The organism is Armatimonas sp. (assembly GCF_031410135.1).
Taxonomy (GTDB): Bacteria; Armatimonadota; Armatimonadia; order Armatimonadales; family Armatimonadaceae; genus Armatimonas.
The window spans coordinates 1-16,387 of the sequence record NZ_JANNYP010000681.1; the positions used below are offsets into that span (position 1 = coordinate 1).

15 protein-coding genes and 1 tRNA gene are annotated in these 16,387 nt (G+C 56.3%); 7 read left to right on the plus strand and 9 right to left on the minus strand.

Annotated elements, in window-relative coordinates; translation table 11 throughout:
- The first annotated feature begins 11 nt into the window (after positions 1–11).
- The 6 genes from RMO15_RS24800 (at position 12) to RMO15_RS24825 (ending at position 6,404) form a co-directional block, all read left to right on the plus strand.
- A tRNA-Ala gene (locus RMO15_RS24800) sits at positions 12–83 on the plus strand.
- Between the two features lie 109 nt (positions 84–192).
- A complete protein-coding gene (locus tag RMO15_RS24805; protein WP_309718948.1) occupies positions 193–1,020 on the plus strand; it encodes a ThuA domain-containing protein in 828 nt (275 codons plus the stop codon).
- Positions 1,020–2,192 (plus strand): Gfo/Idh/MocA family oxidoreductase, encoded by a 1,173-nt coding sequence (locus RMO15_RS24810; protein WP_309718950.1) that lies wholly within the window; start codon positions 1,020–1,022, stop codon positions 2,190–2,192. Before RMO15_RS24805 ends, RMO15_RS24810 begins: the two co-directional genes overlap by 1 nt.
- Positions 2,189–3,496 carry a Gfo/Idh/MocA family oxidoreductase gene (locus RMO15_RS24815; protein ID WP_309718953.1) on the plus strand — a complete coding sequence of 436 codons (1,308 nt, stop codon included), beginning with the start codon at positions 2,189–2,191 and terminating at the stop codon, positions 3,494–3,496. The genes RMO15_RS24810 and RMO15_RS24815 overlap by 4 nt, the downstream gene beginning before the upstream one ends.
- A gap of 15 nt (positions 3,497–3,511) precedes the next feature.
- On the plus strand, positions 3,512–5,005 hold the full coding sequence (locus tag RMO15_RS24820) for a Gfo/Idh/MocA family oxidoreductase (protein WP_309718956.1): 1,494 nt from the start codon (positions 3,512–3,514) through the stop codon (positions 5,003–5,005).
- A 64-nt stretch (positions 5,006–5,069) separates the two neighbouring features.
- The gene (locus RMO15_RS24825; RefSeq protein WP_309718959.1) at positions 5,070–6,404 is read left to right on the plus strand and encodes a sugar ABC transporter substrate-binding protein; all 1,335 of its coding nucleotides are present in this window, start codon (positions 5,070–5,072) and stop codon (positions 6,402–6,404) included.
- A gap of 89 nt (positions 6,405–6,493) precedes the next feature.
- Here the strand turns inward: RMO15_RS24825 and RMO15_RS24830 are convergent, their stop codons facing one another.
- The 9 genes from RMO15_RS24830 to RMO15_RS24870 are packed head-to-tail and all read right to left on the minus strand — an operon-like array spanning position 6,494 to position 15,171.
- On the minus strand, positions 6,494–8,305 hold the full coding sequence (locus tag RMO15_RS24830; protein ID WP_309718962.1) for a glycosyltransferase family 39 protein: 1,812 nt from the start codon (positions 8,303–8,305) through the stop codon (positions 6,494–6,496).
- Positions 8,302–9,252, minus strand: a complete 951-nt coding sequence (locus tag RMO15_RS24835) for a class I SAM-dependent methyltransferase (RefSeq protein ID WP_309718964.1) — start codon at positions 9,250–9,252, stop codon at positions 8,302–8,304. Before RMO15_RS24835 ends, RMO15_RS24830 begins: the two co-directional genes overlap by 4 nt.
- Positions 9,249–9,977 carry a metallophosphatase gene (locus tag RMO15_RS24840; RefSeq protein ID WP_309718969.1) on the minus strand — a complete coding sequence of 243 codons (729 nt, stop codon included), beginning with the start codon at positions 9,975–9,977 and terminating at the stop codon, positions 9,249–9,251. Before RMO15_RS24840 ends, RMO15_RS24835 begins: the two co-directional genes overlap by 4 nt.
- Before the next feature lie 6 nt (positions 9,978–9,983).
- Entirely contained in the window at positions 9,984–10,868 is an 885-nt protein-coding gene (locus RMO15_RS24845) for a glycosyltransferase family 2 protein (protein ID WP_309718972.1), read from the minus strand.
- On the minus strand, positions 10,865–11,665 hold the full coding sequence (locus RMO15_RS24850) for a hypothetical protein (RefSeq protein WP_309718974.1): 801 nt from the start codon (positions 11,663–11,665) through the stop codon (positions 10,865–10,867). Before RMO15_RS24850 ends, RMO15_RS24845 begins: the two co-directional genes overlap by 4 nt.
- 4 nt (positions 11,666–11,669) lie before the next feature.
- Positions 11,670–12,119 carry a cysteine peptidase family C39 domain-containing protein gene (locus tag RMO15_RS24855; protein WP_309718977.1) on the minus strand — a complete coding sequence of 150 codons (450 nt, stop codon included), beginning with the start codon at positions 12,117–12,119 and terminating at the stop codon, positions 11,670–11,672.
- Entirely contained in the window at positions 12,116–12,694 is a 579-nt protein-coding gene (locus RMO15_RS24860; RefSeq protein WP_309718980.1) for a hypothetical protein, read from the minus strand. The genes RMO15_RS24855 and RMO15_RS24860 overlap by 4 nt, the downstream gene beginning before the upstream one ends.
- A 22-nt stretch (positions 12,695–12,716) precedes the next feature.
- Complete coding sequence (gene guaA / locus RMO15_RS24865) at positions 12,717–14,279, minus strand: glutamine-hydrolyzing GMP synthase (RefSeq protein ID WP_309718983.1); 1,563 nt, start codon at positions 14,277–14,279, stop codon at positions 12,717–12,719.
- Positions 14,280–14,319: 40 nt separating this feature from the next.
- Positions 14,320–15,171 carry a UbiA-like polyprenyltransferase gene (locus RMO15_RS24870; protein WP_309718986.1) on the minus strand — a complete coding sequence of 284 codons (852 nt, stop codon included), beginning with the start codon at positions 15,169–15,171 and terminating at the stop codon, positions 14,320–14,322.
- Positions 15,172–15,239: 68 nt separating this feature from the next.
- Between RMO15_RS24870 and RMO15_RS24875 the strand changes: the two genes are divergently transcribed.
- Positions 15,240–16,387, plus strand: a 1,148-nt coding sequence (locus tag RMO15_RS24875) for a TolC family protein (RefSeq protein WP_309718989.1), incomplete at its 3' end; no start/stop codon positions are given.

Sequence of the window (16,387 nt, forward strand, 5' to 3'; positions counted from 1 at the left end):
CAAGTTGTAGTGGGCTATGGCTCAGCTGGGAGAGCGCTACATTCGCATTGTAGAGGTCAGGGGTTCGAATCCCCTTAGCTCCACTTTAAGTTCTAAAAGGCGTATCGGGGAGGTTCCCGATACGCCTTTTTTGCGCTATACTGAACGTTGGCGCAGCTTTGCGCGTCTTTTATCAGCACCGAAAGGACTACCATGCCCCACTTGCACCGACGCTTATTTCTCCTAGGCACGCTTGCCACTCTCACTCTCGGAGGCGCTTTTCTCGCTACCACAGGCCTTAGCATGGCCCAACGCGCCAAAAAGAAGCTGCTCGTGGTCACTGTGACCAAGGGCTTCCGCCACGCCGACTCGATCCCTGTGGCCGAGAAAATCATCGCCGAGCTAGGCGCTAAAAGCGGCAAGTTCGAGGTTGACTACGTGCGCACCGATGAAGAGATGGCACAGAAAATGACCGTCGAGGGCCTCAAGAACTACGATGGTGTTTTCTTCGCCTCCACGACGGGCGATCTGCCCCTGCCCGACAAAGAGGGCTTTCTCGCCTGGATTAAGAGTGGTAAAGGCTTCTGTGGAGCCCATGCTGCCGCGGACACGCTCCATAACTTTCCCGGCTATATCGAGATGATCGGCGGGGAGTTCCAGACTCATGGGCCACAGGTAGAGGTCGAAGGCTTGCTCGAAGACGACAACCATGCAGCTACCAAGCCATTCAATAAACAATCTTTCAAAGTCTTTGATGAGATCTACATCTACAAAAGCTACAACTGGGCCAAGACCCATGCGCTGATCGGGATGGACAAGCACCCCAACACCAAAGCGCCCGGCTACTACCCCCTCTCCTGGGTCAAAGAGTACGGCAAGGGTCGCGTCTTCTACACATCGCTGGGCCACCGAGTAGATGTCTGGCAGAAGCCCTGGTACCAGGAGCACGTACTCGGAGGAATCCTCTGGTCGCTGAAAGAAGCTAAAGGCAGTGCAAAACTCCCGAAACCAGATGCGACTCCGGCTGTTCTAAAGAAGTAATGAACGAAACGATTTCACTGGCAGTTATCGGTGCAGGCGAGCGTGGCAAAGAGATCCTTGCCGCGCTCAGCCTGCTTCCCGATGCTTCGGTGAAGTCCGTCTGCGACTCCTACACCTCGCCACTCTTTCAGAAAAAAGCGCTGGAGAACGCTCCCAAAGCCACGTTTGTCACCGACTACAAGAAAGTATTGGAGGACAAAACAGTTCAGGGAATTTTTGTGGCAACACCAACTCATCTGCACAAACAGATCGTCTTAGATGCCGTCGCCGCAGGAAAGCATGTCTTCTGCGAGGCACCTCTAGCACACACCGTTGAAGAAGCAAGAGAGATCGCAACCGCAGGCAAGAGCAGCAAGCAGATCTTTCAAGTGGGGTTGCACAACCGTAGCAATCCCCAGCACCGCCATGTCCAGCATTTCATGGACATTGGCATGGTGGGCAATGTCGCACGGGCAGAGGCGGGCTGGAATAAGAAAGCAAGCTGGAGGCGCACTGCCCCAACACCGGAGCGCGAAACAGCCATCAACTGGCGGCTTGATCCGAATCAGTCCAACGGCTTGTTGGGTGAGGTAGGCATTCACGCAATGGACACCATCAGCTGGCTCCTCAAAGAGTCTCCAGTTTCGGTGACAGGCTTTGGCAACGAGAAAAGCGTCACCGCTATCGTTGAGTTTCCCAAAGGGATTCGGCTCACCTACAACGCCACCCTTGGCAGCAGTTTCGGCGGCGGCTACGAGTTGCTCTGCGGGGAATATTCCAGCATTCTGATCCGGGGTACACGTGGGTGGATGATTAAAGAAGATCCCAGAGTTATCGGCTGGGAGGTCTATAATAAGCGCGAGCAGTTAGGCGATGATGTCGCCTACATACTGGTCGCCAATGCCTCTAAGCTTCTGTCCGAGGGGCTGGAGCCATCAAAAAATATAGACACCAATCCGCGCCATACGCCGTTGTACTTTGCATGCGAGGGTTTCCTAAACTCCATTCGTGAGGGCCAGCCAACCGGACGCACCAGTGCCTCCTTGCCAAAAGACAAGTATCCAAACGAAAAATATCCGATGTACGCCACAGCGGAGGCAGGCTTTGCTGCTACTGTTGTTGCGATTCGAGCCAACGAGGCCGTGAAAACCGGCACGAAGATTACGAACCTACGGGAAGAAAGCACATTATGAGTGATGTAACACGACGCGATTTGCTAGGGCGGGGCTCCGCTCTGGCCCTGGGAATGCTCCTGGGCAGCAAGAGCATGGGCCATGCCGAAGAGCTGGAACTGGACTACCAAGTCAAGCCCAACATTGACCCCACTCCAGTAACAGTGGCTGTGATCGGAACAGGCGATCATGGCAAAGAGATCATTAAGTCTCTCTCCTATCTTGATGGTGCTATTGTTAAGTACGTCTGCGACTCCTACTCCTCGCCGCTCTTTCAGAAAAAAGCGATGGAGAACGCTCCCAAAGCCACGTTTGTCACCGACTACAAGAAAGTATTGGAGGACAAAACAGTTCAGGGAGTCTTTGTCGCAACCCCCACTCATCTGCACAAACAGATCGTCTTAGATGCCATCGCCGCAGGAAAGCATGTCTTCTGTGAGGCACCTCTGGCACACACCATTGCCGATGCTAAAGAAATCGCCCTCGCAGGAAAGAACAGTAAGCAGATCTTCCAGGCAGGCATCCAAAACCGGACAAATCCTCAGCACCACCATGTCAAAAAATTCATGGAGCTCGGGGTTGTTGGCACGGTGGCACGCTGTTCCGCGCAGTGGAACCTGAAGTCGGTAACGGGCTGGAAGCGTGGTGCGTCTACCCCAGAGCGCGAGAGTGACCTCAACTGGCGCGTGGATAAAAGCCGGGCCAATGGCATTATCGGCGAGGTTGGGATGCACCAGATTGATAGTGCCAGTTGGTACCTGAAGTCGTACCCGCTCTCAGCCAGTGGCTTTAGCACAGGCGGCGACTTCCCCACAAGCCTGACTTGTATCCTAGAGTATCCTGGCGGCGTCCACCTCACCTACGATGCCACATTCGGCAGCAACTTTGGCGGTAACTTCGAGCTCTTCCAGGGATCAGACGCCACGGTTCTTCTCCGTGGTCAGCGTGGCTGGATGTTTAAAGAGTCCGATACCAAAGCTCTGGGCTGGGAAGTCTACGCTCGGCGTGAGCAGGTCGGAGATGAGTCGGGCATCATGCTGGTTGCGAATGCCTCCAAGGCTCTAGCGCAGGGACTAGAGCCTGCTAAAGTCGCACAGCAAACGGCAAAGCAATCTCCGAATCGCTATGCCTGTGAGACCTTCCTAAACTCCATCCGCATTGGCAAGCCGACAGGGACGACAGATGCTACCCCACCCGGTGAGGAAGTCAAGATGTACGCTACTGCTGAGGCAGGCTTTGCCGCAACGGTCGTAGGAATCAAGGCTAACGAAGCGGCGCTCACCGGAAACAAAATCACTTTTTCAAAGGAAATGTTCGCTCTTTAGGCGAAAGAACTCATCATGGACGAAAAACGGACAGATGCCGAGAGCTCTCGGCGCGATTTTCTTAAAGTGGCTACCACAGTCGCAACAGGGGCACTTGTCGCCGATAGTGCCGTGGCTAGCCAGGCAACCAAGGCCACCCCTGCAAAGCCCGCTCCTCCCGTAGCAGGCGCAAAGACGGCGGGTAAGATGCAGATTCCCGTGCAGGCTGTTGATGTCAAGGCCATGACCTCCGCTAAGTACCCCATGGGGACAAAGCTGGCGACAGGCCGGGCCATTGGGGCCAACGACCGCATCACCATTGGTTTTGTCGGAGTGGGCACACAGGGCTACAACGCCCACCTGCGCTCCTACGCCGACAAGATGCAGGAGTGGAATGTCGCTCCCGTGGCGGTCTCGGATGCCTTCGACCTCTACAACACCCGTGGCGTGGACTACATCAAGGGCAAGAATGGCGGTAAGGCGGTTCAGGCCGAGCGCGACTACCGTAAGCTCTTAGAGCGAAGCGATATAGACGCCATCGTGATCGCAACGCCCGAGCACTGGCACGGGCAGATCGCGGTTCATGCCATGCAAGCGGGCAAGCACATCTACTCTGAGAAGCCCATGACCCGCTATCTCGATGAAGCCTTCCAGGTCTACGATGTGGCCAAGGCAACCAAGCGTGTCTACCAAGTGGGCTCGCAAGGCTGTAGCGATGTCCGCTGGCACGCCACCGCCAAGGCGATCCGTGAGGGCAAGCTAGGTAAGCTGGTGATGGGACAGAGCTCCTACACCCGTAACAACCGCTACGGTGAGTGGAACTATAAGATCGAGAAAGAGATCTCTCCTGAGACCTTTGACTGGGATCTCTGGCTTGGTTGTGCTCCCAAGCGCCCCTGGAACTTTACCGGCCCCGCCGAGCAAAACATCCAGCCCGAGCGTGCCGACAGTGGCGCACTGTTCCGCCGCTACCGCAAGTACTGGGACTACTCCTCGGGTATCTTAAGCGACCTTGCGCCCCACCGCCTGCACCCGTTCCTGATTGCTTCTGGCAACCCGGAGTACCCGACACGCGTGATCTCAATTGGCACGCATGGCGTTCAGAACAAAGACCGCGAAGTCGCCGATACGTCGCAGATTATCGCCGAGTTCCCGTCGGGCTGGTCCATGCTCTTTGTGGGCTCCACGGTCAACGAGCAAGGGCTTGAGGACATGTTCCGCGGCGAAAAGGCGACGATCTACTTTGGTAATGGCGTCGAAGTTCGCCCTGAGCGCCCCTGGACCGAGGAGATCGAGGGCGAGAAGATTGACACCAGTGCCGCCGACCTGGCACGCTACGCCCGCACGGAGAATATTCCGGATCACCAGAAGAACTGGCTGGACTCGATTCGGACAAACAACCCGATGAACTGCAACGCCAATCTCGACCTGGCCATGAAGGTTCAGACCATTATCTCGCTGGCCGAAATGAGCCAGCGGCTGGGTAAGGCCATGAACTTCGATCCCAAAACCCGTAAGATCACGGGATAGACAAAAACCCACCCCGCGCACTGCGTGGGGTGGGTATACTTTTTTTTGGAGGACAATGATGCGAATGACACGACGCGGCGTTTTGACCGCACTGTTTGCGACCCTGCCCCTACTCACTCTCACCGGCTGCCCCAGCGGCGGTGGGGAGAAGACCGGCGGCGAGGCCCCGACAAACACCACATCTGGTGGTGATAAGAAACTGGTGATTGCTTGGGCCAAGTGGGATCCTGCTGATAATCTACAGAAGCTAACCGAAGAGTTCACCAAAGAGACGGGGATCAAAGTGGAGGTCAACCAGATTCCCTGGTCGGACTTTGAGACCAAGATCAATGCGGCCTGGACGGGTAAGTCTGCCGAGTTTGACATGGTCGTGGGCGACTCACAGTGGCTGGGCAACGCGGCAACCGGCGGGCACTATATGGATCTGACCGAGTGGACGAATGACCCTGCCAACTTCCCCAAGGCCGATAACGAAGAAGCTGCAATCAAGAACTACGGCGAGTACGAGAGCAAGCTCTACGCCATCCCCTGTATGGCCGATGCGATTGGCTTTGCCTACCGAAAAGACCTCTTCGAGGACCAGAAGAACAAAGATGCGTTCAAGGCCAAGTACGCCAAGGATCTTGCGGTGCCCGAGACCTGGGACGATTTCCAGAAAGTCGCGGAGTTCTTCACCAAAGACGGCAAGTTCGGTTGCGCTCTGTTCTACTCCAAGGAGTACGACGGCGCGACGATGGGCTTTGATCAGGTTCTCTGGAGCTTTGGCGGAGCCTACACCAAAGACGGCAAAGCGACGGGCGCGATCAACAGCCCCGAGGCCCTCAAGGCGCTGGAGTTCTATGCGGGCCTAAAGAAGTTCTGTCCCCCCGGCGGCGAGAACTTCTACTTCAGTGAGTGCAACACAGCCTTCCAGGAAGGAACCGTCGCGATGGCGGAGAACTGGTTTGCGTTCATGCCTGCACTGGTAGACAAGGCCAAGAACAAGTTCGCCGATCAGACTGGCTACTTCATGGTGCCCAAGGGCCCTGCCGGTCAGTTTGTCTCTCTGGGTGGCCAGGGGCTCTCGCTCTCTAGCTACTCCAAGAACACAGACGATGCCAAGAAGTTCATGGCGTGGTTCTCGAAAGAGGACACCCAGAAGAAGTGGGTTGCGCTCGGTGGCCTCACCGCCAACAAGAAAGTCTCCGCGACCGACGAGTTCAAGAAGGCCAATCCCTACAACGAGACTTTTGCCAAGTCCGTCCCGTTCCTCAAAGACTTCGACAACTCGCCCAAGTACAGCGAGCTGCTCAAAGCCTGTCAGGAAGAACTCTTTGCGGCCTACTCCGGTGCGAAGCCTGCCAAGGACGCACTCGACGAGATCGCTAAGAAGCACGATGCGGTTCTGAGCGCCAAATAATGCCGCCGATTGAAATCGGCGTCTAAGAGCATCTAGCTATAAAATCGCTCCGCGACTTGGGTTTCCCCAAGTCGCGGGGCGATTTTTTGTTACGGGATCCGATAGACAATGATATAGAAAACCTTATCATCCCGTCGCATGGTAAGCGTTAGTTCTGTCTCTACCTTTCCAGACTCAACCGCCTCTTGCAAGAGCGGACGCCAACGGCCCCACTCAGCATCTTCCGAGCTGTCTTTGGGAGAGTTTTCAGTGTTGATCAACAAGTAGGTATAGCCACGGCGCTTGAAGTCCGCCAGAAATGCATCGGTGTTTTCATAGGTTTTGTAAGGCAATAAACCCGGCGCATGATTGGGCTGTGCCCAGACATAGGGGCGATCTAGCCAGAACCCCCGGGTTTCATCGAAGAGCGCCACTTTAGCATCTTTGGGAGCATTGACATTGATCCAGGTCTCCGCTGCCTCAAGCGCCTTGAGAGGTGCCACAGGCAGAAGCTGTGTCAGAGCAAGATAGGTTCCCCAGAGCGCCGAGAGTGCTACCAAGATCCCCCCTGCCACGCGGGCGAGTTTTCCCGCCTGTAGCAGCCCCCAAGCGCAGACCAGCGCAAAGGCGGGCAGTGCGGGCACGAGGTAGCGGGTCTGCTGCATCATGAAGAACCAAGTCGCCGAGATGCCAAGGCCCCAGAGCAAGCACGCGACTGCTTTCTTATCCCACGTCTTGACCAGCAGTGGCAGCGCGATACCAATCGCGAGGTAGACCGGCGAGAGCCCAAAGATCACATACTCGGTAAAGACCCACGAGCGGCCTGCTGGAATTACGCTCGCTTCCATGGTCACGTTCCAGGGAGCCAAGAGCAAGTGCAGCGGATCTTTACCCAGCCCAAACGCCGCCTGATCTTTCGCATAGCCCAGCGCCGCTGCGTCGCTCCAGTAGCGCCCGTGAAAGAGCTTCCAGCCAAAGGGATATACCGGGTCGCCGGTATAGAGAAAGGTCTTCAAGTACCAGGGCAGGCCAATCGCCAGCGCAATGCCTGCCCAGACAAGAGCGAGGCGAAACGGAAGGCGCATTGCCAAGAGCCCCAGCACTCCCATCGCCCAGAAGGCCAGCGCGGTAGACTTGGTGCCCAGCGCCAGACCCATTAGCACGGCGGAGATTACCAGCCAGCGCGGCTGCTCATGTGCATTCAGAACCGCGTAAAAGCTTAGAAACGAGAAGAGTGCCAGTGCCAGGTCGATATAGGCGGTGGTGGACTCCCAGAGCAACATCGGTGTCGTGGCGACGATCACCGCAGCCACCTGCCCGACAGTCTTATTGAAGTGCCGTGCGCCGCAGGTGTAGACCGCCAGAGTGAGGAGCGCCCCACAGAGCCAGTGGCAGAGCTTAGCCCCACTCACGGAGCCCAGCGAGAGCATCCAGAGATAGAGCATGTTGAGCGTGAAGGGGAAGTTACTGTGGTGATCATCGGGGATGTAGTAGATACGCCCCTCTTGCAAGTAGCGCTTCGGGGCCGCCAAGTGATACGAGAGCGAGTCCCACTCCAGCACTCCTGGAGGGTTGAGCGCTCCTACCAGCGTGATCAGTCCGCAGAGCCCCAGCATCAGCGCGACCGCAATTCCAAGCACACCTGCGGACTGCTCCTCGGTTTTCTCACGCTTGGGCAGGCTCCGATAACCTAGAAATGCCAGCGGCAAGCCAACCAGTAAAACCCCTATTGTCAGCGGGAGCATCTTGGCCTGCTTCAGCAGCCCTAGCGCTAGAATCGTGTAAGAAATAACGCCCATTCCCAGAGGAATTGCAAAGGCAGCTCTCTCCAGCAGGCTCTGCGTGGGCAAGCGACGCAAAAAAAATGCCCCGATCCCAAACGCCAGCGCCGCCAGCAAAACAATAAATAAAATGCCGATCATGGCTTGACCGCCAGGAGTTCCATTACCTCACCGGGCAGCTCGTGGCCGATGCGCTCGGAGGCTGTCAATAGCGAGAGAAAGGCTTGTGTGCGGAGCTTGCCCCCTTCTCGTCGTGGCCCAGCGCTCCCCTCTTCCTCGCCAATAGGTTTCCCAGAGAGAGCCTTGAAGCCGTAGCGGACACTCTGGATACCGAACAGAAACGGGAAGTGGCGGATACGCTGCACCTGAAAGCCACACTCCTCGGTCAGACGCGTGAGTGTGCGCGGGGCAAAGCCCCAGTAGTGACGCGGCAGATCCAGCGGGTACCAGCAGGAGCGGAAAAGCCGCGCCTCCAGGCAGTTGACATTGGGAACGGCAATGAGAAGGATCCCCCCCGGCGCAAGCGCGTTCCAGGCGGCAGTGAGCGTCTCGCGTGGCTCAGGGACATGCTCTAGGACATGGAGAATGGAGACGAGCCCAAAGGCATTCTGAGGGAGCGTAATTTCCTCAAGCGGTGCTTCATGGATCGTGCCGCCCGTGCGCTTGCGGGCGAGCTCAGCGGCGACGGGGTCGGTCTCCAGCCCCTCGACCGTCCAGCCGCGCTCGGCGAGCTGTGCCAGAAAACGGCCATCGCCACAGCCAACATCCAGAGCACGGCGTGGTGTGTCATCGGAGACGGCAGCCAGCGTGCGCTCGACCATACGGCGGTTGTACTCGTCGAGGCGCTCGGCGAGCCCACTGCCCGCCTCGTCTTCGGCGCGGGCGTAGGTCAGCGGTGTGTAGTGCTTATTCATCTCCTCGGGCGCGGGGCGCGGATCAAGGCGCACGGTACTACAGCGAGCACACTGCACCGCATGGAACTCACGCGGCCCTCCGAGGATATGGTCACCTGCCCGTCGCCACGCCACGGCGGCGCGGGTTCCACAGACACAACAGGTCAGAGTTGTCTCGACATAGCGTCGGCTCATAAAGAATGCAAGGCTCCTGTGACATTTCCGTCTTCAAAAATAACATGACCGAGATAGCGTGCGTGGCTCCCCGCCTGAACAATCGGCACTCCATTGACAATCTCCAGCTGCTCCAGCACCACATGCGTGTGCCCTCCGATGAGCAAGTCCAGCTCTGGGACGGCTTCGGCAAGCTTCCGATCCTGGGCAATCCCGATGTGCGTGAGTGCAATTAGCAAATCGCACTGAGGCCGCAGCTCGGCGGCGACGTGTTTGGCAGTTTCTATTGGCGGGGCAAAAAGATTATCCCAGAGCGCCGCGTCTATTTTCTGAGGCGTCGCCATCGGCACGGTCACCCCAAAGATACCAATTTTTCGGCCACCACTCTCTCGCAATACGAACGGCACAAACGGGACGTTCCCAGCCGTGTTCTTGGCATAGCCATTGGCGCAGAGAATCGGAAAAGTAGCTTTACTCAGCTTGGTACGAACGACAGCGAGGCTCGGGTGGGTCTCACGGTTGCCCATCGTCATCGCGTCGTAGCCCAGTGCGCTCATGCGGCTCAGAATCGGCTCGCCCAGTGGGTTAAATCCCAGGTTCCCCGCAGAGATAGCATCCCCCGCATCAAGAAGAACAAACGGCTCACCTGCCGAGAGCCGCGCAACTTCGGCCTTTAGTTTCGCCGCTTTCTCATCGGTGAGCCTGCCGTGAAAATCATTGGTATGAAAGAGATGAAGCCGAGGCACGGCTCATTATATCCCGTCAGCGCGTCCGAAGCGGCCCGCCTGGAAGTCACGTAGGGCTCTTAGAAGAACAGTGCGCTTTGGGTTTCGTTTGAGAGTCCAGACCACGAGCAGACGGAAGGTATCTAGTAAGCCCGCCAACTGCCCCGCACGGGTTCCGTGTTTTTGGAGGTAAAGAAGCTGATTTCGGCGCATGTAGTACAGCGTCAGTGGGGAGTCTTTTCCCGTCACGCGGCTCACTTTATGCCAGAGCCGGGCCTGAAACGCCGTTCCAATCTCATAGCCCGCCTTGCGGATACGCGCACAGAGATCGGATTCTTCGTAGTATAAAAAGAAGCGCTCATCAAAGAAGCCGACCTGCTCAAAGATCGCGCGGGAGAAAAGTAGCCCACAGCCCGAGACGAACTTGCAGGGCTGGTAGACCATGTTCGTTGGAGCGGGCTCTCCTTGAAGCAGGTGCCTGACTTGTCCCCGTGCATCCAGCTCACCACCCGCAGACCAGACGATTTCGGGTTCATCGTAGAGTAGCATCAGCGGCCCAAGTGCGCCCAGATTGGGTTGCGCTTCCCAGGTCTTCATCAGGCACTCCAGCAGATCGGGCACAACAATCGTATCGGGGTTGAGGAGAAAAATAAACTCCGCGCCTTGATCAAACGCCACACGCACCCCGGTCTGGTTTCCTCCCGTAAAGCCTGTGTTCTGCGGACTGACAATCAATGTCACCTCAGGAAACTCAGAGCGCACCACTTCTGCCGTATTGTCGCTGCTCGCGTTGTCCACCACTACGGTAAAAAACTTGGGGTAGGTCAGATTCCGCAGAGATTCCAGACACTCCCGCGTATCCACTACCCCGTTGTAGCACACAATAATGATTCCAATTCGAGGGGTGCTCATAGAGATCGCTCCTTAGCAACTCTATCCAGAACAACATCAGGCGTGTCCCAATAACAGCCCTCGCTTAAAAATGAAACAAAATCATAAAGATCGAGAGAGATCGAATGCTCTAGACACTCTTGCTCTTTGTCTGCACGAGGCCCTATAGCTTTGAAAATCCAATTTTTAAGATCGCCTCGTGCTGATTCAAAAACAGCTTTTGCAGCAAGACCATCAGCAGTGAGCGAGATATTGTCAGGCAGATAGGACAGAATTGCCCCTGCCCCAAGCTGATCCTCAACGAAAAAAACATAATCAGGAGTAAAATACGGATGAGCGATGGCAGGATAAAAATCACCACACATGAGTAATGTAACTCCACCAATATGATCTATATCTTGCTGAATAAAATCAACGATCAAATCTGCACATGCCTTAGCATTTACAATAGCAGCAGCGTAAGCATGGGCAGCAATTTTAGTACAAAGTGATCCAATATTCCGGGGCATAACAAACGCGTCTTGATCATCTAGCTCACGATCTTCCGCACCATGGACATGCCTACGCAAGCCAGAGTTATACACAAAATGAAATAGGTTAAACGTCTGAAAGCGGTAGCTAGATTGTTGTTGTAGCACCTGAAATTCAGTTTCGTTGCTAGCAACAAACACTCGTCCGTAATAACTACAGGCAGTGACGGAGGCCGTGGAGAAGCTGAGAACATCAATTATGAAGACGGCGTCACGGCGTTCGGCGGCGCGGCGGGCTCCTTGTGGACCCCATTCCAGCAAAACGGGATAGTGACGTTGTTGTGCCATCGTATTATCCCAGGATCGCAAATGCTTTCTTGCCTGCAAAGTCCCACGCCTGCCAGAACTGCCCTTCAGAAAGCTGACGAATATCGCCCGTGACGGGATCCATAAAAGAGACAATCTCTTCGGAGACTCCGACAACAACAACGGCATGATCAGAGCCGGATTGAAGCTGCCGTGGGTCAAGAATAACGGCTAAAACAACAGGAAATGGCTCTGAGGCATCCTCAACGAAGCTAATAACCTCTGAGATCTCTAGGAGCTCGTGAAGTTCAAAGCCCGCCTCGGCCAATCCATCAACGGCATCATCCCAGTAGCAACCTCCTGGTTGTGCCCCACACCATCGTGCAAGCTCTGTAGCAGAACTAGCCGTTCCTTGCCACTCAAGAACAGCGCCGACAGCCGCCAACAAACAGTCAAAATTACCACGTTGCCGACGGCAGGGGAAGTTTGCGATCATGCCACCATACGACGGGATGCGAGGTGTGGCAAGCGCTGACGAGGCTCTCGTGGGGAGATAGTTGCTTCTACTACTAGAAAATTACCACTTCCATCGAAAGTGAAATTGCCTATTGGCTCAGAACCCAGCTCAGTTTTTTGAAGGAGGGGTACGTCCCAAATACCTTCACGAAAATCAGGAACTCCAGGATAAATCGTCTCAACATAGCGATCTCGTACCCAGCTAAAAGCAATTCCACGGATGGCATAGCAGACTAATTCCGTCGCTATCATATTCCAAACGCCCTGAACTACCATACGCCACAGATCATAAGGATCTTCTAGATGCTTTCCAATACCAGGAAACTCTTTTTCAAACTCCTGATGTAAAAACTCCAGATAACGCTCACGATGTCCCGCTAACCACAAAGTGAACTCATCTGTTTTTTCTTCAGTAGTGCGTGGAACACGGAGTTGAGTATCTTCCCAGACCGCCGCCATAGCTCGATCGGAGACGGCCTGAAACTTTGCCTTGACTTCGGGCTGATCCAGCCAGTCTTTAAGAAGCTGTGTTGGGTCGGGATGTAGAGCACTCATGAGTTGATTTACCTCACCGATATTACTCCCACTCAATGGTTCCGGGGGGCTTGCTGGTGATATCGTAGACGACGCGATTGACGCCTGAGACTTCTCCGACAATACGGCTGGAGATTTTCTCCAGAAGCTCGTAGGGCAGGCGTGCCCAGTCGGCGGTCATGGCGTCTTCACTGCTCACGGCACGCAGGACAATGGGGTACTCGTAGGTACGCTTGTCGCCCATAACGCCCACGGACTTGGTGTCGGGAAGCACGGCGAAGCTCTGCCAGACGCGTCGGTAGAGACCCGCTTTCTTGATCTCGTCCACTACGATGGCATCGGCCTCGCGCAGAATATCGATCTTCTCGCGGGTGACCTCGCCCAGCACGCGGATACCAAGACCAGGGCCAGGGAACGGCTGTCGCCAGACCATCTCGCTAGGGACGCCAAGCTCCTCGCCGACTTTACGGACTTCGTCTTTGAACAAGTAACGCAGCGGCTCGACCAGCTTGAGTTTCATGTACTCCGGCAGGCCCCCGACATTGTGATGGGTTTTGATTGTGTGCGCCTTGCCACTTCCCGACTCAATCACATCAGGGTAGAGCGTGCCTTGCGCTAAAAACTCTGCGCCCTCAATGGTCTGCGCCACTTCATCAAAAACGGCCACAAACTCATTGCCAATAATCTTGCGCTTCTGCTCAGGATCAATCACCCCTTTGAGCTTGTCTAAAAAGCGCGATTTTTCATCGGCATAGACGAGGTTGATATTGAATGTCCGGGCAAAGTTCTCACGAACTTGGGTGCCTTCGTCCTTGCGCATCATGCCCGTGTTCACAAAGATACACGTGAGCTGATCGCCAATCGCGCGGTGGACAAGCGCGGCAGCGACAACGGAGTCTACGCCGCCGGAGAGCCCGCAGACCACTTTCTTATCCCCGACTTGCTGACGGATCGCCTCGGTGGCTTCGCGCACAAACGAGGCCATGGTCCACTCACCCTTGGCAGAACAAAACTGGTACAAGAAGTTGCGAATAATCTCCGTGCCCCACGGCGTGTGCACGACTTCCGGGTGAAACTGCACAGCAAAAAACTTGCGAGCGGTGTCTGCCATTGCGGCCACGGGAGTCGAGGCCGTCATGGCGGTGATCTTAAAGCCCGGCGGTGGCGCTTCGACCGTGTCGCCGTGGCTCATCCAGCAGATCAGCTCCCGGTTCAGGCCCAGAAACAGATCGGTGTTGTCCGTGACATCGAGCGCCGTCTTGCCGTACTCTCGCTGCGTTCCCGCACGCACTTTTCCGCCCAGCTGACGGCTCATGAGCTGCATGCCGTAACAGATCCCTAAGATCGGAATCCCAAGATCGTAGATGGCCATGTCCACTTCGGGAGCGCCTGGCTCGTAGCAGCTCGCAGGCCCCCCCGAGAAGATAATCCCGATGGGCTTTCGCTTGGCAATCTCCGCAAGAGGCGTCTCGCAAGGAAGAATCTCACAGTAGACCTTGCACTCTCGCACGCGGCGGGCGATCAGCTGGGTGTACTGTGCCCCGAAATCAAGGACAACGACGTTTTCGTCGGGGATCGGAATAGAGGCAGACTTGTGTGAGGCCACGGCTAGTGAACCTCCAAACAGCAGGGGGAAATCATGCCCCCTATCTTACCATGAGATCAAGGGCGGTGAAGAGCAAGAGCCCACAGGAGACCGCGATATTGACATTGAAGAAGGCAATATTGAACCGCTTGAGGTCGCTTGGAGAGATCAGTGCGTGTTCGGTGGTGATCAGCGCGGCGGCCAGTCCTACTCCGGTAAAGTACCAGCCGTGCAACCCTGCCAGCTTTCCCAACAGAACCAAGAGGACAATCATCAGTGCATGGCTAGCCCGCCCGATCCATAGAGCCGTCTTTGCCCCAAAGCGAACCGGGAGTGAGTGTAGCCCTGCGTTTTTATCGAAGTCCGCGTCTTGCAAGGCGTAGATCGTGTCAAAGCCTACCAGCCAGCAGACCACAGCGGCTCCGAGAGTGAGGGGCACCAGTGTAAGATTCCCCGCCACCGCCACCCAGGCACCCACCGGTGCAATGGCCAGTGCGAGCCCCAGAAAGGCATGGCACCAGTGGGTGAAGCGCTTGGTGTAGGAGTAGAGAAAGACGATCCCGAGCGCAAGCGGTGAGAGCGCCAGCGCCAGCGGGTTGAGCTGCCAGGCTGCCAGAACGAGCAGAAGTGCGGTCACCACGGTAAAGCCTCGCACAAACCCCACGGAAACCAGCCCCGCAGGAATGGCCCGGCTCGCGGTACGTGGGTTCTTCGCATCGTAGTCTCGGTCTACAAGGCGGTTAAAGGCCATCGCCGCCGAGCGTGCCCCAACCATCGCTACGAGAATCCAGAAGAGTGTCCGCATATCAGGCAGGCCTCGCGCCGCCAGCAATGCTCCCATCAAGGCAAACGGTAAGGCAAAGAGCGTGTGCTCAATCTTGATCATCTCCAGGACAACCCGAAGCTTTCCCATGTCTTTATTTTATCACCGACCCACAAAATCAGGAACTAATGCGAAGTTATTGTCGTATATTATACGCAATGCCTTTTGCTATCGTGATTTCCCAGCAACCTACCATCCTGTCTCTGGAGGGTTTTCTCGCCCAAGTTGAACAACGCTTTCCCAAGCTGATTGGGGCGGAGGCGGAGCGCCGTGCGGTCTCGGCGAAGCGTCAGGCCAAGCAGGGCGCATTTGACCCTCAGATCACCGTAGGAACCGAGGCTCTGCGCTACAACAGCGCCTCGACGCGGGGAAAAGCCTCGGCGGGTGCCAACAATGAGATCGGGGTTGAGGTCGCAACGCCCTACGGTCTGAAGCTGGCGGCGGGCCGCGACTGGAACGCGGGCGGGGTGAAGTCGCCCAACTCCGCCACGGGCAACGAGGGCAACTACTTTCTCTATGGCAAGCTCCCCTTGGGACGCGGCGGGGGGATCAACGATAAGCTTGTCGCACTCACCCAGGCACGCCTGGCAGAGCCCGCAGCGACGCTCAGTGTGGTAGGGCTGCGGCAAAACACGCTCCTGGAGGTCTCGCTGGCCTACTTCGAGTGGTCGGGGGCCGTGCAGAAACTCCAGATCGCCCAGAAGCTTCTCGATGTGGGGATTTTTCGCGCTACGGGTCTGAAAAAAGAGCTGGCCGTGGGCGCACAGGCTCGGATCATTATCACGGAGGCCGAGGCGGAGGTCGAGCGGCGACGAGCGAGCTTTATCAAGGCACAGCGTGATCTGGATAAAGCGACTTTTAAGCTCGCCAAGTTCGCCTGGGATGGGGTGGATCTCTTCAAGCTCTCCCCGGAGCCCCTCAGCTCTCCAGAACTTCTGGCCGAGAGTGTGGTGGCAACCGCGCTCCAGCGTGCCCAAGAGCTACGGCCTGAGCTGAAGCTCATCGCCTTACAAACAGAGAGCATTCGCCTAGAGGGCAAGCTCGCTCAGAACGATCTCAAGCCCGCTGTGGATCTGGTCTTCTCTCCTGGGGCAGATTTTGGCAACAAAAGTGTGGGATTAAACTACAAGTTTGGTATTGCCGCCTCGATTCCCCTCTACCAAAACGATGCCAAGGGCCGCCGGGAAGAGGCTTTCCAGAAAGAGCAGAAGCTCACGCGAGAAGCGGAGCTGATGCAGCGCAATATCGAGCTGGAGGTGCGCGACGCGAGCAATGCGATCCAGCGAACCCAGCAGCGCTTTCTGGC